The organism is Leifsonia virtsii, assembly GCF_030433675.1.
Lineage (GTDB): Bacteria > Actinomycetota > Actinomycetes > Actinomycetales > Microbacteriaceae > Leifsonia > Leifsonia virtsii.
Genome location: NZ_JAROCB010000003.1, coordinates 583,790 through 606,392 on the forward strand (window position 1 = coordinate 583,790; position 22,603 = coordinate 606,392).

General features: G+C 71.4%; 18 protein-coding genes. 7 read left to right on the top strand and 11 right to left on the bottom strand.

Annotated elements, in window-relative coordinates:
- Positions 1-20 precede the first annotated feature (20 nt).
- The 3 genes from P5G59_RS13815 to P5G59_RS13825 form a co-directional block, all read right to left on the bottom strand.
- Positions 21-665, bottom strand: coding sequence for a helix-turn-helix transcriptional regulator (locus P5G59_RS13815; RefSeq protein WP_301219625.1), 645 nt, complete (start codon positions 663-665; stop codon positions 21-23).
- Between the two features lie 1,934 nt (positions 666-2,599).
- Positions 2,600-2,791: a hypothetical protein gene (locus P5G59_RS13820; RefSeq protein ID WP_301219563.1), complete on the bottom strand. Its 192-nt coding sequence runs from the start codon at positions 2,789-2,791 to the stop codon at positions 2,600-2,602.
- Positions 2,792-2,885: 94 nt separating this feature from the next.
- Positions 2,886-3,107 carry a hypothetical protein gene (locus P5G59_RS13825; protein WP_301219564.1) on the bottom strand — a complete coding sequence of 74 codons (222 nt, stop codon included), beginning with the start codon at positions 3,105-3,107 and terminating at the stop codon, positions 2,886-2,888.
- Positions 3,108-3,249: 142 nt separating this feature from the next.
- Between P5G59_RS13825 and P5G59_RS13830 the strand changes: the two genes are divergently transcribed.
- Positions 3,250-4,368 carry a S1C family serine protease gene (locus P5G59_RS13830; protein WP_301219565.1) on the top strand — a complete coding sequence of 373 codons (1,119 nt, stop codon included), beginning with the start codon at positions 3,250-3,252 and terminating at the stop codon, positions 4,366-4,368.
- Here the strand turns inward: P5G59_RS13830 and P5G59_RS13835 are convergent, their stop codons facing one another.
- From P5G59_RS13835 to P5G59_RS13850, 4 genes are all read right to left on the bottom strand, one after another.
- On the bottom strand, positions 4,369-4,650 hold the full coding sequence (locus tag P5G59_RS13835; protein WP_115695612.1) for a hypothetical protein: 282 nt from the start codon (positions 4,648-4,650) through the stop codon (positions 4,369-4,371).
- A 188-nt stretch (positions 4,651-4,838) separates the two neighbouring features.
- Positions 4,839-6,845: a sigma-70 family RNA polymerase sigma factor gene (locus P5G59_RS13840; RefSeq protein WP_301219566.1), complete on the bottom strand. Its 2,007-nt coding sequence runs from the start codon at positions 6,843-6,845 to the stop codon at positions 4,839-4,841.
- Between the two features lie 216 nt (positions 6,846-7,061).
- Entirely contained in the window at positions 7,062-7,733 is a 672-nt protein-coding gene (locus P5G59_RS13845) for a phosphatase PAP2 family protein (protein ID WP_301219567.1), read from the bottom strand.
- Positions 7,734-7,799: 66 nt separating this feature from the next.
- On the bottom strand, positions 7,800-8,450 hold the full coding sequence (locus tag P5G59_RS13850) for a TetR/AcrR family transcriptional regulator (protein ID WP_301219568.1): 651 nt from the start codon (positions 8,448-8,450) through the stop codon (positions 7,800-7,802).
- Positions 8,451-8,585: 135 nt separating this feature from the next.
- Between P5G59_RS13850 and P5G59_RS13855 the strand changes: the two genes are divergently transcribed.
- The 3 genes from P5G59_RS13855 to P5G59_RS13865 are packed head-to-tail and all read left to right on the top strand — an operon-like array spanning position 8,586 to position 11,588.
- Positions 8,586-10,265 carry an MDR family MFS transporter gene (locus P5G59_RS13855; protein ID WP_435871267.1) on the top strand — a complete coding sequence of 560 codons (1,680 nt, stop codon included), beginning with the start codon at positions 8,586-8,588 and terminating at the stop codon, positions 10,263-10,265.
- A 23-nt stretch (positions 10,266-10,288) separates the two neighbouring features.
- A complete protein-coding gene (locus P5G59_RS13860; protein ID WP_301219570.1) occupies positions 10,289-10,780 on the top strand; it encodes a MarR family winged helix-turn-helix transcriptional regulator in 492 nt (163 codons plus the stop codon).
- 49 nt (positions 10,781-10,829) lie between these two features.
- The gene (locus tag P5G59_RS13865; protein WP_301219571.1) at positions 10,830-11,588 is read left to right on the top strand and encodes a hypothetical protein; all 759 of its coding nucleotides are present in this window, start codon (positions 10,830-10,832) and stop codon (positions 11,586-11,588) included.
- A 73-nt stretch (positions 11,589-11,661) separates the two neighbouring features.
- Here the strand turns inward: P5G59_RS13865 and P5G59_RS13870 are convergent, their stop codons facing one another.
- The gene (locus P5G59_RS13870) at positions 11,662-12,672 is read right to left on the bottom strand and encodes a PHP domain-containing protein (protein WP_301219572.1); all 1,011 of its coding nucleotides are present in this window, start codon (positions 12,670-12,672) and stop codon (positions 11,662-11,664) included.
- A 48-nt stretch (positions 12,673-12,720) separates the two neighbouring features.
- Here P5G59_RS13870 and P5G59_RS13875 point away from each other — a divergent pair, with 48 nt between their 5' ends.
- The 3 genes from P5G59_RS13875 to acs all read left to right on the top strand — a co-directional run bounded on the left by P5G59_RS13875 (position 12,721) and on the right by acs (position 17,786).
- Positions 12,721-13,290, top strand: coding sequence for a dihydrofolate reductase family protein (locus tag P5G59_RS13875; RefSeq protein WP_301219573.1), 570 nt, complete (start codon positions 12,721-12,723; stop codon positions 13,288-13,290).
- A gap of 35 nt (positions 13,291-13,325) precedes the next feature.
- The gene (locus P5G59_RS13880) at positions 13,326-15,668 is read left to right on the top strand and encodes an ATP-binding cassette domain-containing protein (RefSeq protein WP_301219574.1); all 2,343 of its coding nucleotides are present in this window, start codon (positions 13,326-13,328) and stop codon (positions 15,666-15,668) included.
- Positions 15,669-15,806: 138 nt separating this feature from the next.
- Positions 15,807-17,786: an acetate--CoA ligase gene (gene acs, locus P5G59_RS13885; RefSeq protein ID WP_301219575.1), complete on the top strand. Its 1,980-nt coding sequence runs from the start codon at positions 15,807-15,809 to the stop codon at positions 17,784-17,786.
- An 89-nt stretch (positions 17,787-17,875) separates the two neighbouring features.
- On the opposite strand, the gene P5G59_RS13890 is transcribed toward acs, so the two are convergent.
- Genes P5G59_RS13890 through glgX form a run of 3 tightly spaced genes read right to left on the bottom strand, consistent with a single transcriptional unit; the run spans position 17,876 to position 22,544 of the window.
- Positions 17,876-19,657 (bottom strand): glycoside hydrolase family 15 protein, encoded by a 1,782-nt coding sequence (locus tag P5G59_RS13890; RefSeq protein WP_301219576.1) that lies wholly within the window; start codon positions 19,655-19,657, stop codon positions 17,876-17,878.
- Positions 19,654-20,511: a serine/threonine-protein kinase gene (locus P5G59_RS13895; RefSeq protein WP_301219577.1), complete on the bottom strand. Its 858-nt coding sequence runs from the start codon at positions 20,509-20,511 to the stop codon at positions 19,654-19,656. Before P5G59_RS13895 ends, P5G59_RS13890 begins: the two co-directional genes overlap by 4 nt.
- A complete protein-coding gene (gene glgX, locus P5G59_RS13900) occupies positions 20,511-22,544 on the bottom strand; it encodes a glycogen debranching protein GlgX (RefSeq protein WP_301219578.1) in 2,034 nt (677 codons plus the stop codon). Before glgX ends, P5G59_RS13895 begins: the two co-directional genes overlap by 1 nt.
- Between the last annotated feature and the right edge of the window lie 59 nt (positions 22,545-22,603).

Here is a 22,603-nt window from a genome sequence, read left to right on the forward strand (position 1 = left end):
CCGCCCCGGAGGGCGCGCGCTCAGGCCGCGCCCTCCGGGCGAGCGGTCTCCGGCTGCTCCCGGAACCACACCGCCAACTCCGTCCGCGAACGCAGTCCCAGCTTCACGAGGGCGTTCTGCACGTGCGTCTCGACCGTGCGGATGGAGACGAACAGCCGCCGGGCGATCGAGCGGTTGGTCTCGCCGTCGGCGACGAGCGACGCGACCTCGGTCTCCCGTGGCGTCAGGATCGAGCGGGCGGCGAGGGGCACGGCGGTGCGGGTGCGCGTCTCGACGATCCCATGGAGCGCGAAGCCGATGCTCTCGTCCTCGGTCAGGGCGGCGCCGTAGTCGAACGCCCGGCCGAACGCCGCGTCGCCGAGCCTGCGGCGCAGCGCCCGCTCGGTGGAGGCGGAGTCGCGGAAGTACGGCGGATAGTTCGCCCGGACGGCCCCCGCGTCGCGCCACCGCGCGGGCAGCCGCGCCGAGCAGGGTCGCCCCGCGCGCAGCCTCCGCCCGCTCACGTGCCACGTCGGCGAGCAGCTCCAGCGCCTGGGCGACGCCGAGGCCGTTGCCGAGGCCGCGCTTGAGCACCAGTGCGTCGCGCGCGTCGAGCTCGCACGCGTCGTAGTCGCCGGCCGCGGCGGCGGCCGTCGCCCGGGCGGTCCGCAGGAACGACCGTTCATAGCGGTCGCCCGCCACGAGCGCCCGCTCCGTGATCGCGGCCTCCACCCCCGCGGCCTCCTCGTTCTCGCCCAGTGCCCGGAGCCGGGCGGCCAGGCGCTGAGGTGTGTTGATCCGGCCGAAGCGGTAGGCCTCCTCGCCGAGGTCGTCCATCAGCGCGCGGAGGATCGCCACCGCCACCGCGTCGTCCGGTTCGAGCGTCTCCTCAGCGCTCCTCACGGCGATGTCGGCCTCGCGGGCCGCGCCCGGATCGCCGGCCGCGACCGTGGCAGCCCGCGCGAGGAGAGCCTGCGACAGCTCAAGGCGGGCGAGACCCGGTTTGACGGTCTGGCTGTAGACCGCCGCCCGGAGGGACCGGCCGAGGGTCTCCCAGAGCGGGGACGGCGTCCCCGACTCGAGCGCACGGCCGAGCCACCGCGCCAGTTCGTCCGTGCTTCCGTGGATGGTCCAGGCCTGACGCCAGGCCGTCACCGCCGTCTCGACCGCCCGGTCAGCGTCGCCGAGCCCGGCCGCCATGGCCACCGCGCGGCGGAGGTTGGGGAGGTCGCCCCCGAGGCGGAGCATGATCTCGCGCTGCCGCGCCGAGAACCAGCCGTCCTCTGCGTCGTGCAGCCGCGCGATCATGCAGCCGACGAAGTGCCGACGCGTGTCGTCGGGATGCTGCTGATGCTCGGCGCCGAACTCGCGGAGCGCGGGCAGCAGTTCGTAGCGCACGGTCTCGCCCACCCGGCGGCGATGCACCACCGACCGCCGGATCAGCTGCTTCACCGCTGCGGTCGCCTCGCGGGGGTCCGGCGCGGCGAGGGCGGCCACAGCCTCGCCCAGGTCCAGGTCCCAGCCGGGTGCCAGCACCGACAGGTCGCACCACACCCTCCGCTCCACCGGCCCGCAGCGGGCCCAGCTGTCCTCGACGGCGGCCCTCAGCGAACGGGATGCGGAATCCGCGGGCTCGAGCGCGGCGAGCTGGTCGTCGATGCGGCGCGCGAGCGTCCCCGCATCCATGAACTGCAGCTGGGCTGCGGCCAGCTCGATCGCGAGCGGGACGCCGGAGGTCGCCTCGCAGATCCGGACCACCTCGGGGAGAGTGGCGCCGTCGACCGAGAAGTGCGCGTCCCCGGACGCGGCGCGCTCGGCGAAGAGACGCACGGCATCGCTCGCCGCCGTCAGCCCGCGGTCGGCGAACGGGCCGATCGCGACGAGGGTCTGCGCCGTCGAGCTCAGCGGCTCCCGGGTGGTGGCGAGGACCTTGACGCCCGGGCAGGCGGCGAGCAGCGCATCCACCGCCGCGGAGGTCTCCCCGACCACCTCGTCGACGTCGTCGAGCAGCAGCAGCGCGTCCGCCCCGGAGAGCGCGGCGACCACGGCGGAGAGAGGATCGGTGCCGGCGTCGACCTTGAGCTCGGACGCGATCGTCGCCGCGACGTCGTCGCCGCGGCCCCGCGCGTCCACGTACCAGATGCCGTGCACCGAGCGGGCCAGGCCCTCCGCCGCCGCGATCGCCACCCTGCTCTTGCCCACCCCGGCCGCACCGGTGACCGTGACCAGACGTGCGGACGACAGCAGCAGCCGGCGGATGAGCGACACCTCCTCGCGGCGACCCACCAGCACGTCGAAGCGCACGGGGAGACCGTGGGATGCGCCCCCGCCGTGTCCGACCGTCCCGCTCATTCCTCCGCCTGTCGCATCACGAAAGCAGGAGCCCCCGCGTCTCTTCTAGTGGAAGCTCTTCGGGCGAGAGCTTCCCTCCCATTGGGGTGGAGGGCCGCGACCGCGTTTCGGGTTTCGCGCAGGCGGGCCCTCCACCTCGTCCCCCGAGCGCCGGCCCGGGTGCGGGCGGGGCGCCGGCCCTGGTCGTCGTCAGGTTGTTTCAGGCCGGCACCCCTTTTGTGTTGCGCTGCGATGCTCGCAGTGCGCGCCGGTCAGCGAAAGACAGCCGCTACAGATGCGGCCGGCACCAGCCGTCGTCGCGCGACCACTCCAGTTCGATCCCCGACCGCAGCCGGACGCGCACGAGGTCTTCCACGATGTCGACGCCTTCGACGTCCGGGTGGCTGAGGGCGTTCCTCCACCACTCCTGCTCAGGACCCCTCCGCGGCTCCGGGGGCGTCGCGTCGTCTTCTGTCACCACGCAGCACCTCTTCCCCCAGCCGTCGAGAGCTCAGTCTCCGGCTCAGCTTGTCGTCCGGGAGGCCGCGCTGGCTAGGCAGCCGTCGGCGAGTGTGTCAGCGCTGTTCCGGGCCTCGGAACCGGTACGTCGCCTCGCGCGGCCAGTCCTCGGCAGTCACGAGCTCGTAGACCAGCACCCTGCCCGGGTCCTCGGGGTCGGGAAGCCGCACGCGCGACGGCGGCAAGGGGGTGACCAGCGGGAGCTCGACGGTGCGGTCCTCCGCGCCTGGATCGGTGTGCACGAGATATGCGGTGAACACTCCCATGCCGGAATCCATGCGTTCACATTAGTGAGGCCCGGTCACATCGGCACGTCCATCCGCCGCTTTTCCCGTCATCCACGACGGAGCGCTCAAGTGTCTAGCCAACGGCGGCCGACAGCCCCCACCCTTGTCGCAGCACTGCGTGGAGGGGGATTCGATGTCGTCAACGGGCGGGCACACAGGGGGACGCGCCGGGAGGTTCCCGGCCTGGGCGATCGTGGTCCTCGCGGTCCTCGGCGCGGTCGTCCTGGCCGGGGCGGGCGTGCTGGGCGGGCTGACCCTGCGCAACGCGACCTCGGCGTCCGGCAGCGGGCTGTCGGGGTCGGTGTCGGCCGACTCCCGCTCGGTGTGCGACGCGGAGAAGGTCGCAGAGGATGTGCTGCCGTCGATCGTCACCATCGGCGTCCATGCAGGCGACGGCTCCGGCGGGACGGGCAGTGGCGAGATCATCACCGCCGACGGCTACATCCTGACCAACAACCACGTGATCGCCCCCGCCGCGGACGGTGCCGAGGTCGTGGTGCTCTACAACGACGGCAGCACGCACCCGGCTAAGCTCGTCGGTCGCTCGCCGCGGGCCGACATCGCCGTCATCAAGGTCGAGGGATCGGGCCTCCCGGTGATCCGGCAGGGCGACTCCACCGAGCTCAAGGTCGGGCAGCCGGTCGTGGCCCTCGGCGCACCGCTCGGGCTCTCCAGCACGGTGACGACCGGCGTGGTGAGTGCGCTCGGGCGGACGGTGCCGGTGCAGAGCGACAGCGACCGCAACGCCGTGCTCGCCGACGCCATCCAGACCGACGCGTCCATCAATCCCGGCAACTCGGGCGGGGCGCTCGTGGACTGCGACGGCCGGCTGGTCGGCGTCAACTCGGCCATCGCGACCGTTCCGGGGGCCTCGGGGGCCGCGAGCAGCGGAAGCGTCGGCATCGGATTCGCGGTTCCGCAGGCGGTCGCAATGCCCATCGCGCAGCAGATCATCCGGACGGGCAAGGTCGTCTACCCGACCTTCGGGCTCTCGGTGAGCCCCGTCGTGCCCGGTCAGAACGGTGAGGGCGAGCCCGGGCTGTACGTCCAGGCGGTGGTGCCGGGCGGTCCGGCCGAGCAGGCGGGGCTGCAGGCCGGCGACATCATCACGAAGGTCGACGGCCGGCCGGTGGCGAGCGTGGACGACCTGACGGCGAAGCAGCTCACCAGCAAGCCGGGTGACACGGTCAGGATCACCTACGTGCGCGACGGCAAGACCGACAGGACGACGGTCACGCTGGGGAACGGCTGATCAGGCGGAACGGTTCACGGCCTCCACCGCCGCCTTGAAGCGGTCGATGATGCGGTACGTGTCGCCGGAGCCGACCTCCTCGATGCGCACCGTGTCGTAGACGCGGAAGTCGAGGGCGCGGAGTTCCCCGAGCCGTTCGGCCCGCTCGTTGAGCAGCGCCGACCTCAGGGGAGAGGACGGGTCGCGCGGGATGAGGGGGGTGACGAGCTCGCCGCGCCAGCCGTCGGTGGTCGCGCTGACGAGCCCGATCGCGCGTTCGCGGGGATTCCAGGTGGCCCTCATCTCGTCCTCTCGATCGTCGGATGTGGCGGCCGCCTCTGCGGCGGCGGTGCGGGAGGGAGTGACCCGGCGGCTGGATGTGGACGAGCCGGCCGGGCCACTCGGGAGACAACTAGAGATAAGGAGTTGCTCCGGGGAAACGCGAAACCCGAAAATGCGTTCCTACTGAGATAGACGAGGCTCGGCCCCCGCTATGACGCGGAGCAGCGCCGCCACTGCGCGGAGATCTGCTCCGGCGTCAGGGCGGTGCTGTAGACGGCGGCGTGGGTGAGCGTCCCGCCGAAGACCCAGTTGGTCGGCTCCAGCGGGCCCCAGTTGAACATGCTCTCGTAGCCGATGCGCCAGTACCCGGAGAACTGCTGCGCCCGCGTCACCGACGGATCGTGAGCGACCAGGGCGCCGTCGACGTACAGCTTCATGCCGTCGGCCGACAGGGTCGCCGTGGCCTGGTGCCAGGAGTCGTCGAGGTAGCTCTGCGGCGACGAGATGACGTGGACGGTGCCCGGCCAGACGCCGAACGCCATCCGGCCGTCGTCGGTCAGGAAGAGATGCCGGTCGAAGCTGGGCGAGTCCCCCTCCATGGCCGAGCTGAAGCCGATCAGGCGGCCGCCGCCGACGGCGGTCTTGAAGCGGATCTGGATGGTGAACTCGTCTGTCGACGGACGGAGGGTCGAGTCGGCCAGGGTCCAGCCCGGCTGACCCGGCGAGCCCGCATAGCGGCCGACGGCGCCGTGGATGAGGTCGACCGCCGAGGCGGAGCCAGCCGGGTCGTCGAGCCGGTACCCGAGCACCGTCTGATCGGCGGGCACGAGACGGATCGCCGCCTCGCACGCGTCTTCTCGAGGTTCCGGCGGCGCGGGCGTGGCGGACGGCGACGGTCCCGGCGTCTCCGGGGCGGCCGGCGGCTCCGGCTCGGCGGGGGGCGTGGCGGTGGGCGAGGAAGCCTCGACCGCCGGGAGCGTCGGGACCGCAGGGGCAGGGGCAGGGGAGGCCTCCGCCGTCGGTGCCGGAACCGGCGACGACGGAGTGGTGACGCTGCCCTGCTGGTTCTCCTCATCGGCAGGCGCCTCCTGGGCGACCGGGGCCTCGGGGGTGCCGGAGCCGTGCCGCTTCTCCGCGGGCCGGTCCGCCGTCTTCGAGACCGGCTCGCTCGTGGTCTGCCCGCCCGCGATGCTCGACTGGGGCGCGGCCATGACGGCGCCGGTCGTCAGCACCGCGGCGGCGACGACCGCGGCGACGGCGGCGGCGCCCGAGCTCGAGGCGGAGGCCCCGGCGCTGAGCAGGGTGCGCAGGCGGCCGGCTCCGCGCACGGCGTGGACGACGCCCGACGGGCCTGCGCTCACTGCGTGCGCGGCCGGGGCATGGGCGGCGTGCGTGCCGGACAGCGTCGCGGCGACGGCGCTGCCGGAGCGCTCGCTCGTCCACGCCGAGTAGGCGACGGCTCCGGCGATCCCGAGGAACAGCGGCAGGATGCCCATGGCGAGCCGCGACCCCACCCGGCCGGCCTCCTCGGCCGCGTCGGCACAGGAGGGGCACGCGTCGAGATGCTCCTCGACCTTCGCGCGGTCGGTGCGGGAGAGCTTGCCCCGCACGTGCGAGCCGAGCTTGGAGAGCACCCATGCGTGCTCCGGCTCCTCGTCGGAGACCTCGGCGAGGTGCGCATTGATCCACGACTGCCGGAGGCCCTCGCGGGCACGGACGGCGAGGGCCGAGACCGCGTTGGGTGTGAGGCCGAGCAGCGGCGCGACCTCGCGCGGGGCCATGTCCTCGACCTCGGTGTACCAGAGCACCTCCTGCCAGCTGTCGGGCAGCGCGTAGAAGGCCTTCGCCATCGTCTCGCGCTCCATGCGCTCGAGCGCCGTGACCTCGCTGTAGGTCCAGTCCTCGATGACGTCGGCGTCTTCGATGTTTGGCGTGCTCTTGCGGCGCGACCAGTCGATGGCCACGTTGCGGATGGTGGTCGCGAGGTAGGAGCGGAAGCCGGTCTTCGGTCCGTTGCCCTTCTCGACCGCCTTGAGGATGCGGGCGAAGGCCTCGGAGGCGAGGTCGTCGGCCTCGAACCGGCTGGTGACGGAGGCCGCCATGGCGCGGCCGGCGTGCCAATGGCGCTTGAACAGGACCCCGTAGGCGGGGCCGTCCCCCTCGCGTGCGAGCGCGAGGAGTTCGGCGTCGGAGAGGTCGTCGAGTCGACAGTTCATAAGGTTTCGGGTCCTTACGGCAGTGCGGGCGTTTTAACTACGTGGACGAACGCGATCGCGGATCATGACGCGTTCCGGAGAAAAAACGACGCACGGGATCGTGTGCGACCACGATCCCGTCCCGAACATGCCGACGAAGACCGTCGGACTACCTACGCACTGCGTAGTCCTTGCGCTGCGCCCCGCCGGGGCTGGTCAGCGCGTGCGCCGCCTGCCTCAGGCGGCGCGGCCCGGCGCCAGGCGCCGCGTGGCCAGGTCCCAGAGCCCGGCCATGAGCACGGCGCCCGCGACGCCGTTCAGCACGCCGCCCACGACGTCGGTGCCGTAGTGCACGCCGACGTACAGCCGCGACCACGCGACCGCCACGACGAGGAGGCCGCCGATCACGAGCACGAGAGCCCGCGCGGTGGTCGTGCGGCACACCGCTGCGAGCGCGGCGACCAGAGCGGTCGCGAAGACGACGTGGCCGCTCGGATAGCTCAGCGTGGCGGGGGAGACGTGCAGCAGGTGGGTCAGGTCGCCCGTCGACGGCCGCGGCTGCGCCACGACGTACTTGACGACGAGGGTGGTGAGCCACGCGGCGCCGGTGACGACGCAGACCCCGAGCGCCCTGCGCCAGCCCGCCAGCGGCAGGAGCACGACGAACACGACCACCAGGATGACGGCGACCACCACGGGGTGGTCCAGCCGGTCGAGCAGGAGGGCCGCCGTGTCGAGCAGCGGGGAGTTGACCCGGTTGACCGCGGCGTCGAGGCCGGCGAAGCGGAGCGCCGGCAGTGCCTTCGCCGCGAACCCGAGGGCGATCGTCAGTGCGAAGAGCACGACGGTCCAGATGATCCAGTGGACGGGTCGGCTGAGTGCCCAGGCTCGGTCACGACGGGTCTGCATCCTCCGAGAGTACGGAACACCGGGCCCGTCAGCCTGGAGATGAACCCGTTTCGGGTGTGAGGATGCTCAGCCCAGCGCCGGGGCGAGCGCGCGGGCGACGGCCACCGCGCGCGTCTTCACCTGCTCCTCCGTGGCGTTCGCGCCCTGTTCCGCCCACTCGCGGACCGCGATGCGGACGGCGCCGACGCACGCGACGACGAGCAGTTCCGCCTGGGCGTCGGGGTCGATGCCCAGAGCCGCCGCGGCCTCCGCCGAGGCGGGGTCGCGCTCGGCGACGAACGCGGCGACGACCTCGACGAGGCCGGCGCGCAACTCCTCGAGCCGGCCCGCCTTGCGCCGGATCAGACCAGGATGCCGCGCGGCGATGAGCATGCGCGCCTCGCGCATCCTCTGGTCGCCTCCCGTCTCCTCGTGGGGGAACAGCGCGGCGACGACGGCGCCGACGACGCTGCCCTCATACGCCTCGGCCAGGCGCCGGGCGAACCACTCCGGGTCGCCCCAGGCGCGTCGGACGTCGAAGAGCGCGTCCTCCTTGGTGTCGAAGTAGTTGAAGAAGGTGCGGTGCGAGACCGGGATGCGGGCGCAGATCTCATCGACGGTCACCTCGTCGAGGTCGCGCTCGAGGGCGAGCTCCAGCGCGGCGCGTTCGAGGTCGGCTCTGACCTGCGCCTTCTTGCGGTCGCGGAGGCTTTCAGAGGGGGAGAGAAAAGTTTGCATGATCGGAAATTTTGCAGCGACGCACTCTGTTAGTTGACTATGGTCACCTAATTATATATGGTTGATCATCGTCAACCAATTGCGCGAAGGATCCATATGTCCACCACTCTCACCAGAGACGAAGCACCCGCGGCGATGTCGCATCGCCAGGTGCTCGAATCCCTCTCCGGGCTCCTGCTCGGCATGTTCGTCTCGATCCTCGCGGGCACGGTCGTCTCGACCTCGATGCCGCGGATCATCTCCGAACTGCACGGCGACCAGACCGCCTACACCTGGGTTGTGACGAGCACGCTGCTCGCCACCACCGTCTCCACCCCGATCTGGGGCAAGCTCGCCGACCTGCTCAACCGCAAGCTGCTCATCCAGCTCGCGCTCGTGCTCTTCGTCCTCGGCTCGGCGCTCGCCGGGTTCTCGCAGGACACCAACATGCTCATCGGCTTCCGCGTGGTCCAGGGCCTCGGCGCCGGAGGGCTCACGGCGCTGAGCCAGATCATCATGGCCGACATCATCAGCCCGCGCGAGCGAGGCCGCTACATGGGCCTCTTCGGCGGCATCATGGCGGTCGGAACCGTCGGCGGGCCGCTCATCGGCGGCCTGCTCACCGACTCCATCGGCTGGCGCTGGAACTTCTTCGTCGGCGTGCCTGTCGCGATCATCGCGATCATCCTGCTCCAGTTCACCCTGAAGCTGCCGAAGCGCCCCGCACGCACGGTGCGCATCGACTACCTCGGCGCGGTCCTGCTGGCCGGCGGCGTCTCGCTGCTGCTCATCTGGGTGTCGCTCGCGGGCAAGGACTTCGACTGGTGGAGCGCGCAGACGTTCTGGATGGTCGGCATCGCCGTCGCGCTGCTGATCGGCATGGTCATCACCGAGCTCGTGGTGAAGGAGCCGATCATCCCGCTCGGGATGTTCAAGAACCGCACCTTCACGCTCGCGGTGATCGCCTCCATCTCGGTGGGCGTCGCGATGTTCGGCACGTCGGTCTACCTCGGCCAGTACATGCAGCTGGCGCGTGGGGCGACCCCGACCGAGTCGGGTCTGCTGACGCTGCCGATGATCTTCGGGCTGCTGCTGTCGTCGATGGTGGTCGGTAACCTGATCAGCCGGTTCGGCCGGTGGAAGGGCTACATGATCGCCGGCTCGGTGCTGCTGGCCGTCGGTCTGTACCTGATGAGCACGATCGAGTTCGACACGAACTACGTCCTCGTCTCCGTCTACATGCTGATCCTCGGCGCGGGCGTCGGCATGGTCATGCAGAACCTCGTGCTGATCGTGCAGAACACGGTCCAGCCCGAGCAGCTCGGCGCGGCCAGCTCCAACGTCGCCTTCTTCCGCAGCCTCGGCGGCACCATCGGCGTCTCCGTGATGGGAAGCGTGCTCGGCACGACCGTCGTGAACTCGATGGGCGACCGCAAGGGCGACCTGCTCACCGCCGCGGCCAAGTACGGCGCGAAGGGGATCGAGGCGCTCAAGTCGCTGCAGAGCGGCCAGCTGCCCCAGGTGAACCACCTGCCGGCCGGCATCCGCACCATCGTCGAGTCGGTGTACGGCCAGGCGGTCGCGGACATCTTCCTGATCGCCGTTCCGCTCGCGATCGTCAGCATCATCGCGATCGCCTTCCTGCCGAACGTGAAGCTCGGCACGAAGACCGCGATCGAGCGGATGAAGGAGAAGGAGGCGGGCGAGGGCCGGCTGGAGGCCGCGGAGGAGAACGCGGTCGAGGTCGCCGAGGCCTTGATCGGCGCGCCCGCGACCGGCTCGGTCGCCGCGATCCGGGCGGGCGGCGACGCCACCGCCCCTGAGAACGGCCGCTAGCCGATCGCGTTATGATCGCGGCCATGGACAACACGGGACGGGTGGCGGCGGCCGACGCCGCCACCCTTCCGCCCGCGGGTGCGGGCACCGACGCGGCCATCGCCGAGGTGGAGGAGCAGTTCACCCGGCTGTTCAACCAGGTCGGCACCTCGATGCGGGAGCGCGCGTCGCGCATCCACCCCGACCTGCAGCCGGTCGGCTACAAGCTGCTCAGCACGATCGTGCGCAGCGGCCCCATCCACGCCGGTGCGCTCGCGGCGATGCTGTACACGGACAAGAGCGTGATCAGCCGGCAGGTGAAGATCCTCGAAGACATGGGCTTCGTCGAGCGGAAGGCCGATCCGGCCGACCGGCGCGCGAGCTTCCTTGCGGCGACGCCGGAGGCGATCGAGCGGGTGAACGAGGTGCGCGCGGCCGACCAGGCCAACCTGTACCGCAGCCTGCGGCGCTGGGGCGAGGACGACGTCCGGCGGCTCGCCGAGCTCCTGGAGCGGCTGAACGAGGTCGCCAGGTAGCCGGCCTCAGGGTGGCGATTCAGCGGGACGCTGGTACCCTTCCTCGGGTATGCAGCCCGCATCCGCCCCCCTCCGCCCCCGCGGCCGCCGCTCGGCAGGCCGTCGTGCCGCCGTGCCGACGCAGCGGGTGCGCATCCGGCTGCCGAGGCGCCCTCGGCGGCCGTTGCTGCCGCTGCATCACCGGGTCGGCGTGACGCTCGCGGTCATCGGCCTGGTGTGCGGCTTCTCGATCGTGCCGACGGACGAAGCGCTCGCCTCGACGCTGCTGGTCGCCCCGTCCACGACGGTCGCGCCCGCCGAGGTCTCCCCGCCGGACCAGCACCTGCTGGTGGACGCGACGATCGCCGCGCCGGTCGTGAGCCGGGAGAACATCGGGGCGACGGACGGGATCCAGTCTCTCGCCCGGATCGGGACGAACGAGTCCTGGGCGAAGCTCGTGCTGAAGTTCGGCGGCTGGCCGCAGACCGACGCGAACGTGACCGTGATGCTGCGCTGGATGCGGCAGGAGAACGGCCCGCCCGACTGGTGGAACCGCAACAACCCGCTGAACAACGGCTACGGATCCGGCGGCGGAGCCGGCCTCGGCAGCTACCCCGACCTCATCACGGCTGCGGAGTACTGCGCCAAGAACCTGCAGCGCGGCTACCCCGGCATCGTCGCCGGCCTGCAGGCGGGCACCTCCGCCGACACCACCGCCGCGGCCATCTGGGCGAGCCCGTGGGCCACGAGCCACTATGGCAACGGCACGCACTGGAGCACGCGTCCGGTCGAGATCGTGCAGGCCCCGGCCTCCGCCTGGGGCTTCTGACCCCCTCCGAGTTGCACGTCGTGGCGGCTATTTCCGCCCTTTTTTCGCCACAAGGTGCAACTCGGCGGCCGGGTCAGGACTTGGTTAGCCAGGTTTGGAGGCGGGGGAGGGGGAAGGTGGTGATGATGCGGTCGGCGGGGACGCCGTTGGCGGCGGCGCGCGCGGCACCGTAGGCGAGGAAGTCGAGCTGGCCGGGGGCGTGCGCGTCGGTGTCGATCGAGAAGAAGCATCCGGCGTCGAGGGCGCGCTGGATGAGGTCGTCCGGCGGGTCCTGCCGCTCCGGCCGCGAGTTGATCTCGACCGCGACCTGGTTCTCGACGCACGCGGCGAACACGGCGTTCGCGTCGAACTCGGACGGCGGCCGGGTGCCGCGTGACCCCTGCACCAGACGGCCGGTGCAGTGCCCGAGCACGTTGGTGCGCGGGTCGCGGATGCCGCCGAGCATCCGCTTGGTCATCGTGCGGCGGTCGGAGCGGAGCTTCGAGTGGACGCTGCCCACGACGACGTCGAGCCGGTCGAGCAGCTCCGGCGTCTGGTCGAGCGTTCCGTCCTCCAGGATGTCGACCTCGATGCCCGTGAGCAGGGTCAGCTCGCCGGTGTCGAGGCCCGCGATGACGTCCAGCTGCTCCTCCAGCCGCTCGGCGCTGAGGCCGCTCGCCACCGTGAGGGTGGGGGAGTGGTCGGTGATCGCCTGGTACTCGCGGCCGAGCGTGGCGGCCGCTGCGGCCATCACCTCGATCGGGACCGTGCCGTCCGACCACTCGGTGTGGCTGTGCAGGTCGCCGCGCAGCAGGGCGAGCAGCTCCGTGCCGCCGGTGTCGAGCGGCGCGGCGTTGCGCTCGCGGAGATCGGCGAGGTAGCTCGGGACCTCGCCGTCGACGGCCTGCGCGATCACCTGGAAGGTGCGGTCGCCGATCCCCTTGGTCCGCTTGAGGCGCCCGTCGGCGACGCGGGCGACGAGCTCCTCCTGGCCGAGGCCGTCGATGGTGGCGGCGGCGCGGCGGAAGGCCTGCACCTTGAAACTCGGAGCGAGCTCCCGCTCCAGCCAGAAGGCGATCTCGTTCAGGGCGTCGACGGCATCCATGCGCCCCATGCTCCCACCGTGTCGGTGGTGCCCGGTACCGTCCTGGGCATGGGGCGGATCATCTTCGACACGGCGGCGACCATCAACGGATTCATCGCGGACGAGCACGACTCGCTCGCCTGGCTCTTCGCGGTGGAGGGAGGCGAGGAGCCGGCCGAGGGGCTGGTCCCGGCGAACGCGTCGGTGATGGTGGAGGGGCGCACGACCTACGAGTGGGTGCTGCGCGAGACCGGCATCCTGGAGCAGCCGGAGAAATGGCGGGAGTTCCATGGCGACCGGCCGACGTTCGTCTTCACCCACCGGGAGCTGCCGGCGCCGGAGGGCGCGGACATCCGGTTCGTGTCGGGCTCGGTTGCGGACAGCCTTCCGGCGATTCGCGAGGCGGCGGGCGACGGCGACATCTGGGTGGTCGGCGGCGGCGATCTGGCGGGTCAGTTCCTCGATGCCGACGCGCTCGACGAGCTGGCGATCTCCCTCGCGCCCGTGGCGCTCACAGCGGGCGCACCGCTCTTCCCGCGGCGGGTCGAGTCCGACCGGCTCCGGCTCGAGGAGGCGTCGGCGGTCGGCCAGTTCGCCCGGCTGCGGTACAGCGTCCGCCCCGCAGCGTCCTCCTCCTGAGATAGCGTGGTCAGCGCCCGAGGGAGGGAATCGACATGACGGCAGCGGCCGACAGCCACGACCTGATCCGCGTCGAGGGGGCGCGCGAGAACAACCTGAAGAATGTGAGCGTCGAGCTTCCGAAGCGGCGGCTCACCGTGTTCACCGGAGTCTCCGGGTCGGGCAAGAGCTCGCTCGTGTTCAGCACCATCGCCGCCGAGTCGCAGCGCATGATCAACGAGACCTACAGCGCGTTCGTGCAGGGGTTCATGCCCTCGCTGGCGCGTCCCGACGTCGACGTGCTGGAGGGGCTGACCACCGCCATCATCGTCGACCAGGAGCGGATGGGCGCCAACGCGCGCTCCACCGTCGGCACGGTCACCGACGCGAACGCGATGCTGCGCATCCTGTTCAGCCGCCTGGGGCAGCCGCACATCGGCTCGCCGCGGGCCTTCTCGTTCAACATCCCGTCGGTCACCGGGGCCGGCGCGATCACGGTCGGGGGCAAGACGGAGAAGCGGGAGTTCTCCCAGCTGGGCGGCATGTGCCCGCGCTGCGAGGGCATGGGCACGGTGAGCGACATCGACCTGGGCCAGCTGTTCGACGACAGCAAGTCGCTGACCGAGGGGGCCATCACCATCCCGGGCTACACCGCCGACGGCTGGTCCGTGCGGATGTTCTCGGAGTCCGGCTTCCTGCCTGCAGACAAGCCGATCCGGGAGTTCTCCGAGACCGAGCGACACGACTTCCTCTACCGCGAGCCGGTGAAGGTGAAGATCAACGGCATCAATCTCACCTACGAGGGCCTGGTGCCCAAGGTGCAGAAGTCGATGCTCTCGAAGGACGTCGACGCGATGCAGCCGCACATCCGCGCCTTCGTCGAGCGGGCCGTCACCTTCACGGCCTGCCCGGAGTGCGGCGGCACCCGGCTCAGCGAGGCCGCGCGCTCGTCGAAGATCGGCGGCGTGAGCATCGCCGACGCCTGCGCGATGCAGATCACCGACCTCTCCGACTGGATGCGGTCGCTCGACGAGCCGTCCGTGGCGCCGCTGCTGCGCAACCTGCAGCACCTGCTCGATTCGTTCGTCGAGATCGGGCTCGGCTACCTGTCGCTCGACCGGCCCTCCGGCACGCTCTCGGGCGGGGAGGCCCAGCGCACCAAGATGATCCGCCACCTCGGGTCGTCGCTCACCGACATCACCTACGTGTTCGACGAGCCGACGGTCGGGCTGCACCCGCACGACATCCAGCGGATGAACGGCCTGCTGCAGCAGCTGCGCGACAAGGGGAACACCGTGCTGGTCGTCGAGCACAAGCCGGAGGCGATCGCGATCGCCGACTACGTGGTCGACCTCGGGCCGCGGGCGGGCGCCGGCGGAGGAGAGGTCGTCTTCCAGGGCACGGTCGACGGGCTGCGCGCGAGCGGCACCCTCACCGGGCGGCACCTCGACGACCGCGCGCGGGTGAAGAACGCGGTGCGGACGCCGACCGGCGCCCTCGAGGTGCGCGGCGCCGACGAGCACAACCTGCAGGGGGTGGACGTCGACATCCCGCTCGGCGTGCTGGTGGTGGTCACCGGGGTGGCCGGGTCGGGCAAGAGCTCGCTCATCCACGGCTCCGTCGCACCGCGCGAGGGCGTCGTCGCCGTCGACCAGGCCGCGATCCGCGGGTCGCGGCGTAGCAACCCGGCGACGTACACCGGGATGCTGGAGCCGATCCGCAAGGCGTTCGCGAAGGTCAACGGCGTCAAACCGGCCCTGTTCAGCGCGAACTCCGAGGGCGCCTGCCCGAACTGCAACGGCGCGGGCGTCATCTACACCGACCTCGGTGTGATGGCCGGCGTCTCGACCGTGTGCGAGGTCTGCGAGGGCCGCCGCTTCGACGACTCCGTGCTCGAGTACACGCTCGGCGGCCGCGACATCAGCCAGGTGCTGGCCATGCCGGTCTCCGAGGCGGTCGAGTTCTTCGCCGCCGGGGAGGCGAAGCAGCCCGCCGCGCACGCCATCCTGGAGCGGCTGTCGGATGTCGGGCTCGGCTACCTGACGATCGGCCAGCCGCTCACCACGCTGTCCGGCGGCGAGCGGCAGCGGCTCAAGCTGGCGACGCACATGGGCGAGAAGGGCGGTGTCTACGTGCTCGACGAGCCGACGACCGGCCTGCACCTCGCCGACGTCGAGCAGCTGCTCGGCCTGCTCGACCGCCTGGTCGACTCCGGCAAGTCCGTGATCGTCATCGAGCACCACCAGGCCGTGATGGCCCACGCCGACTGGATCATCGACCTGGGCCCCGGAGCCGGCCACGACGGCGGCCGCATCGTCTTCGAGGGCACGCCCGCCGACCTCGTCGCCGCCCGCTCCACCCTCACCGGCGAGCACCTCGCTCGTTACGTCGGCGCCTGAGCTCCCGCAACCGTCGAGTCCACCAAAACTGAACGGCCCAGCGGCGTGTCGCGTGAAGTCTTCGCGGAGTCGATGGCTGAGTTACGGATCGTTGCGCGACGGGAGGAGCACGCGCACGAGGCTGGGTAGCGTCGGAGGGTGAGCACGCCCATCCAGAACCTCGGCCGCGAGAACCGGCTGTACGCGCCGCCGCCCGAGTTCGCCGCGCAGGCGAACGTGGATGCGTCGGTGTACGCCGAGGCGGCCGCCGACCCGGTCGCGTTCTGGGAGCGGCAGGCGGCGCGGCTCGACTGGGCCGAGCCGTGGCACACCGCGCACACCTGGGAGCCGGCGACCGTCGGGGCGGACGGCGAGCTCAGCATCCCGCGCGCCGAGTGGTTCGCGGGCGGAAGGCTGAACGCCGCCGTGAACTGCGTCGACCGGCACGTCGCGGCGGGCCGCGGCCACCGGGTGGCGCTGCACTTCGAGGGCGAGCCGGGCGACCGCGAGACGATCACCTTCGCGGACCTCCAGCGGCGGGTGGCGCGGGCTGCGAACGCGCTCACGGCGCTCGGGATCGGGAAGGGCGACCGTGTCGTCGTGTACCTCCCCGTCATCCCGGAGACCGTCGTCATCACCCTCGCGATCGCGCGCGTCGGCGCCATCCACTCGCTCGTCTTCGGCGGCTTCTCGGCGGAGGCGCTGCGCTTCCGCGTCGAGGACACCGGAGCGAAGCTGCTGGTCACCTCCGACGGGCAGTTCCGTCGCGGCGCCGCCGTGCCGGTGAAGGCGAACGCGGATGCCGCCGTCGCGGGCGACAACGCCATCGAGCACGTGCTGGTGGTGCGGCGCACCGGCGAGCTGACCCCCGACATCCCGTGGACGCCCGGCCGCGACGTCTGGTGGCACGACGTGGTGGACACCGCGTCCAGCGTCCACGAGCCCGAGTTCTTCGACGCCGAGACCCCGCTGTTCATCATCTACACCTCGGGCACGACCGGCCGGCCGAAGGGCGTCGTGCACACCACCGGCGGTTACCTGACGCAGGCGTCGTGGAGCCACTGGGCGCTGTTCGACGCGAAGGACGACGACGTCTACTGGTGCACTGCCGACCTCGCCTGGGTGACCGCGCACACCTACGTGCTCTACGGCCCGCTCTCGAACGGCGCCACCTCCGTCATCTACGAGGGGACCCCGAACACCCCGCACACCGGGCGGCACTTCGAGATCATCGAGCGCTACGGGGTGACGACGTACTACACCGCGCCGACCCTGATCCGGACGCTGATGACGTGGTTCCCGGAGGGTGTGGGAGACGGGTGGGACTTGTCCAGCATCCGCCTGCTCGGCACCGTCGGCGAGGCGATCAACCCGGAGGCCTGGGTCTGGTTCCGCGAGCAGCTGGGCGCCGGACGCGCGCCGGTGGTCGACACCTGGTGGCAGTCGGAGTCGGGCGCCGCCATCGTCGCGCCGCTGCCCGGCGTGACCGCGCTGAAGCCGGGCTCAGCGACCAACGCCATCCCGGGAGTGACGGTGCGGGTGGTCGACGAGCGCGGCGACGATGTGGCGCGCGGGTCCGGCGGCTCCATCGTGATCGACGGGACGTGGCCGGCCATGTCGCGCACGGTGTGGGGCGACCCGGAGCGCTACCGCGACTCGTACTGGCGGCCGTTCGCCGACCGCGGCTACTTCCTCGCCGGCGACGGCGCGGCTGTGGACGAGGACGGCTACCTCTGGCTGCTCGGCCGGCTCGACGACGTGATCAACGTCTCGGGCCACCGCCTCTCCACGATCGAGATCGAGTCGGCGCTCGTCGCGCATCCCCGTGTCTCCGAGGCGGCCGTGGTCGGCGTGGGCGACGCGACGACCGGGCAGGCGGTGGCGGCGTTCGTCGTGCCGTCGGGCGTGGCGCCGGGGGAGGCGGAGCTGCGCGAGCAGGTCACCCGCGAGATCGGCGCGATCGCGAAGCCGCGGCACGTCGTGGTGGTGGGCGACCTCCCGAAGACGCGCTCGGGCAAGATCATGCGCCGCCTGCTGGTCGACCTCTTCGACGGCCGTCCGCTGGGCGACACGACCTCCCTGCAGGACGAGACCGTCCCGCACGCCATCGCCGCGACGCTCGAGACCCGCTCGCGCTGACCCGCCGGTCGTCACGAATCGTCGCCCGTTCGTCACGAATCGTCGCCGTTCGCCACGAATCGGGCCCGTTCGTCACGAGGCGCGGCGGGTCAGCGGCGGAGGTCGGCGATCGTCAGGGCGGCGTCGATGAGCCCGAGGTGCGAGAGCGCCTGCGGGAAGTTGCCCCAGAAGGTGCCGTCCTCGTCCATCATCTCGGCGTAGAGCCCGACGTCGTTGGCGCGGGCGACCAGGTCGTCCATCAGCTCCGCGGCGGCCGGGATGTCGCCGATGCAGGCGAGCGCCGACGCCAGCCAGAACGAGCACGCCACGAACGGACGCTCGCCCTCGGCTTCCGCGCCCGTGAAGCGGTAGAGCAGCGAACCACGGCCGAGCTCGCGCCGCAGCGCTTCGATCGTCGACCGCATGCGCTCGCCGCGGTCGAACCCGCTGGGCGCGTGCAGCAGCACCGACGCGTCCAGCTCGTCCTCCCCCGCCACCATGGTGTAGGCGCCCAGGCGCTCCGACCAGCAGTGCTCCTCCACCCAGTCGTGGATGAGGTCCGCCTCCCGCCGCCAGCGCTCCGGGTTGCCGTCGGCCTGGCCAAGGGCGGCGAGCTGCTGTGCGGCCTGGAGCGCCTGCCAGCATCCCATCTTCGACGAGGTGTGGTGGCGGAGCTCGGTGAGCTCCCACATCCCGGAGTCCGGCTGCCGCCAGACGTCGCACACGTGGTCGGCGACGTCCGACACCAGGCGCCTTGTGGGTACGTCGAGCACGTTGCCGGCCGACGCGTAGGCGAGCGCGACACTGAGCAGGTCGCCGTAGACGCCGAGTTGCAGCTGATCGGCGGCGCGGTTGCCTGTCACCACCGGCCCGATGCCGCGCCAGCCGGGCACGTCGTGCGCCTGCGGCTCGGCCGACGACGCCTCCCGCAGCCCGTAGAGGATGCGCAGGCCCCCGGGGTCGCCCTTCACCGCCCGCAGCAGCCAGGAGACCGCGGCGTGCGTCTCCTCGCGCAGCCCGAACCGCGCGAGGGAGCGCAGCGTGTACGCGGTGTCGCGCACCCAGGCGAAGCGGTAGTCCCAGTTCTTGCCGCCGCGCGGAGTCTCCGGGAGCGAGGTCGTCGCGGCTGCGGCGATCGCTCCGGTCGGCGCGTAGAGCAGGAGCTTGAGCGCGAGTGCGCTGCGCTGGACGGCGTCCGCCCAGGGGCCGTCGTACGAGAAGGTGCGCGACCAGAGCTCCCAATTGCCCACGGTCCGGTCGATGCCGATGTCGACGTTGTGAGGCTGCGGGAGGTGAAGCGGCTCGTCGTCGGTCGCGACCACCGTGAGGGTGCGCCTGCTGCCCTCGACGACCCGGATGCGGCCGCCGAACCGAGGCGCGTCGGCGTCCTCCTCCGCGTCCGCGAGGCCGGTGACGCCAATGTTGACGGTCCCGATGCGCAGGATGCGGCTGCCGTCGACGTGCTCGGCCCACGGGCTCGAGGTCCCGAGCATCGAGCCCGGCTCGACCGACCAGTCCATGACCACGGTGCCGGAGACGCCCTCGATGCGCCGGGCGAACTCCAGCCACGGCAGCCGGCCGGCCACGCCGGTGACGAGCGCATCCGTGACCCGGACGGCGCCGTTCGCGGTGGTGAAGGTGGTCTCGAGGACGTTCGTGCCCGGCAGGTAGTGCCGGCGCGTGGTGAAGTCGGCGACCGGACGCAGCACCATCCGCCCGCCCCGGTCCAGGTCGAGCAGCGCGGCGAACACCGGAGGGGAGTCGAGACTGGGCACCGGCAGCCAGTCCACGGTGCCGGAGCGGTCGATCAGGGCGACCGTGCGCCCGTCGCCCAGTGCGGCGTGATCCTCGATGGCGGCGCTCTCCGCGCTCTGCGTCTCGCTCGTCGTCATACCCTCTGCTGAAGGCCGGCCGCCGCGATGACCGCCTCGCGGAACACCGGGGTCAGTTGCGCCGCTGTCGGTCGCGCGGCGGGGTCGCTCGAGGTCATGGCGTGGAGGATGCGCGTCCACTCGTCGGGGAGCCCGTCCGGAACCGGCGGCTCGTGCTCGAGGCGGGCCATCGCGGACTCGACCGCGGCGCCCGGGAAGGCCACGGTTCGGGTGAAGCACTCCAGCAGCACCAGCCCGAGCGAGTAGATGTCGCTGGCGGAGGTCGCCGGCTGCCGCATCGCCTGCTCAGGGGAGAGGTAGGCGGCCGTGCCGGTCGTCTTGCCCTCGTCCGGCTGCGACGGCACCGAGGCGATGCCGCTCGCGATGCCGAAGTCGGTCAGCCGTGCCCTGGCACGGAACGTGGTGGTGCCGTAGGAGACCAGCATGATGTTCGACGGCTTGATGTCGCGGTGCACGACCCCGTTCGCGTGCACGTACTCCAGCGCTTCGGAGATGTCGTAGGCGATCTCGGCGATCTCCTCCAGCGACAGCTCCCGCTGCGCGAGGGTGGCCGCGAGGTCGGTGCCGGAGACGAGCTCCACGATGAGGAAGGGCCGCGGGTCCTTGGGCGAGGTGTAGTCGATCCCGGCGTCGATCAGCGACACGATCCCGTGATGGCTGAGCCTCGCGAGGGCCGCCTGCTCTGTCCGGTACTGCGCCATCTCCTCCTCGCCGCCGGAGCGGTAGAGCTTGATCGCGACCTCGCGGCCGAGCAGCTCGTCGGTCGCGCGGAAGATGCTCGCCTCGCCGCCGCGGCCGATCACGTGCTGCGGCCGGTAGCGACCGAGCAGCGCCGGGATGGTGGACTCGGGCATCAGCCGTTCCGCGACCGCAGCAGGGCGAAGGCGGACTCGCCGAGGATGACGCGCTCGCCGTCGCCGAGCGCGAGTCCGGGGTCGCTGGAGAGCTCCAGCTCCCACTCGCCGCCCGGGGCGTCCGGCAGGACGAACTCGACGCCGTTGCCCGCGGCGTTCAGCATGAGCAGGAACGAGTCCGCGCCCTCGTGCCGCAGCTCGAACGCGATGGAGCGCGCCTCCGGGTCGGACCAGTCCTCGTCGGCGAAGGGCTCGCCGTCGGCGCGGACGATGCACACGACGTCGGGGCCGCCGACGTCCGGCGCGTGCCGGTACCACTCCGGGCGCAGGGCCGGCTCGTTGCGCCGCAGACGGATGAGCTTCGACGTGAACTCGTGCAGCTCCCAGTCGGCGTTCTGCCAGTCGAACCAGGAGATCTCGTTGTCCTGGCAGTAGGCGTTGTTGTTGCCCTGCTGGGTGCGGCCGATCTCGTCACCGCCGAGGATCATCGGCACGCCGGCGGAGAGCAGCACCGTGGCGAGGAAGTTCTTGCGCTGCCGGGTGCGGAAGGCGTTGATCCCCTCGTCGTCGGTAGGGCCCTCGACGCCGTAGTTGCTGGAGCGGTTGTCGGACTCCCCGTCGCGGTTGTCCTCGCCGTTCGCCTCGTTGTGCTTCTCGTTGTAGCTGGTGAGGTCGGCCAGGGTGAAGCCGTCGTGCGCGGTGACGAAGTTGACGCTCGACAGCGGAGCGCGCCGGGAGTCCTCGTAGATGTCGGGGCTGCCGAGCACGCGCTGCGACAGCGTCGATAGCACCCCGGGCTCGCCGCGCCAGAAGTCGCGCACGTCGTCGCGGAACTTGCCGTTCCACTCGGACCAGTCCGCCGGGAACCCGCCCAGCTGGTAGCCGGCGACATCCCACGGCTCTGCGATCATCTTCACCTGCGCGAGCATCGGGTCCTGCTGGATCAGGGTCAGGAACGCGCTGTGCAGGCTGGCGTCGCCGCCCTGCCGGGTCAGCGTGGTCGCCAGGTCGAACCGGAAGCCGTCGATGTGGAAGTCCTCGACCCAGTAGCGCAGCGAGTCCATGATGACCTGCAGCGCGGCGGGGTGGCTGACGTTCCAGCTGTTGCCGGTGCCGGTGGTGTCGAAGTAGTGGGCGGCGTCGCCTTCCACCAGTCGGTAGTACGACGGGTTGTCGATGCCCTTGAAGCTGTAGGTGGGGCCGAGATCGTTGCCCTCGGCGGTGTGGTTGTAGACCACGTCGAGGATGACCTCGATGCCGGCGGCGTGGAGCGCCTTCACCATGCCCTTGAACTCGTCGACCTGGTGTCCGGTGTCGCCGGTGGCGGCGTACTCGTTGTGCGGCGCGAAAAACCCGATCGAGTTGTAGCCCCAGTAGTTGCGGAGCCCCTTCTCAAGGAGGTGCGCATCCTGGACGAACTGGTGGATGGGCAGCAGCTCGACCGCGGTCACGCCGAGGTTCTTGAGGTACTCGATGGCCGCGGGGTGTGCGAGGCCCGCGTAGGTGCCGCGGAACTCCTCCGGCACCCACTCCATGAGCTTCGTGAAGCCCTTCACGTGGAGCTCGTAGATGATCGTCTCGCTCAGCGGCGTGCGCGGGCGCTCGTGGTCGCCCCAGTCGAACTCGCGGCGGTCGATGACGACGCCGAGCGCGACGTGGCGGGCGCCGTTCGTGTCGCTGCGTCGCTTGGGGCGGCCGAGCTGGTGGCCGAAGACGGCCTGCGTGTTGTCCCAGGAGCCTGTGACGGCGCGCGCTTGCGGCGGCAGCAGCACCTTCGCCGGCGAGAAGCGGAGCCCGTTCGCGGGATCCCACGGGCCGTCGACCCGCAGACCGTAGCGGACGCCGGGGACGAGGCCGGGCACGAAGCCGTGGAAGACATGGCCGGTGCGCTCCGGTAGGGCCGTCTGCGTCTCGCGGCCGCGGTGGTCGAACATGCTGACGATCACGCGGTCGGCGTGCTCGCTGTAGACGGCGACGTTGGCGCCGCCCTCCTTCAGGGTCAGCCCGAGCGGGTACGGCGACGAGGCGGTCATCGGTCCGCTCCCTCGGTGGCGGGGCTGCGACGCGGGCAGCGGAGCGAGGGACAGGGCAG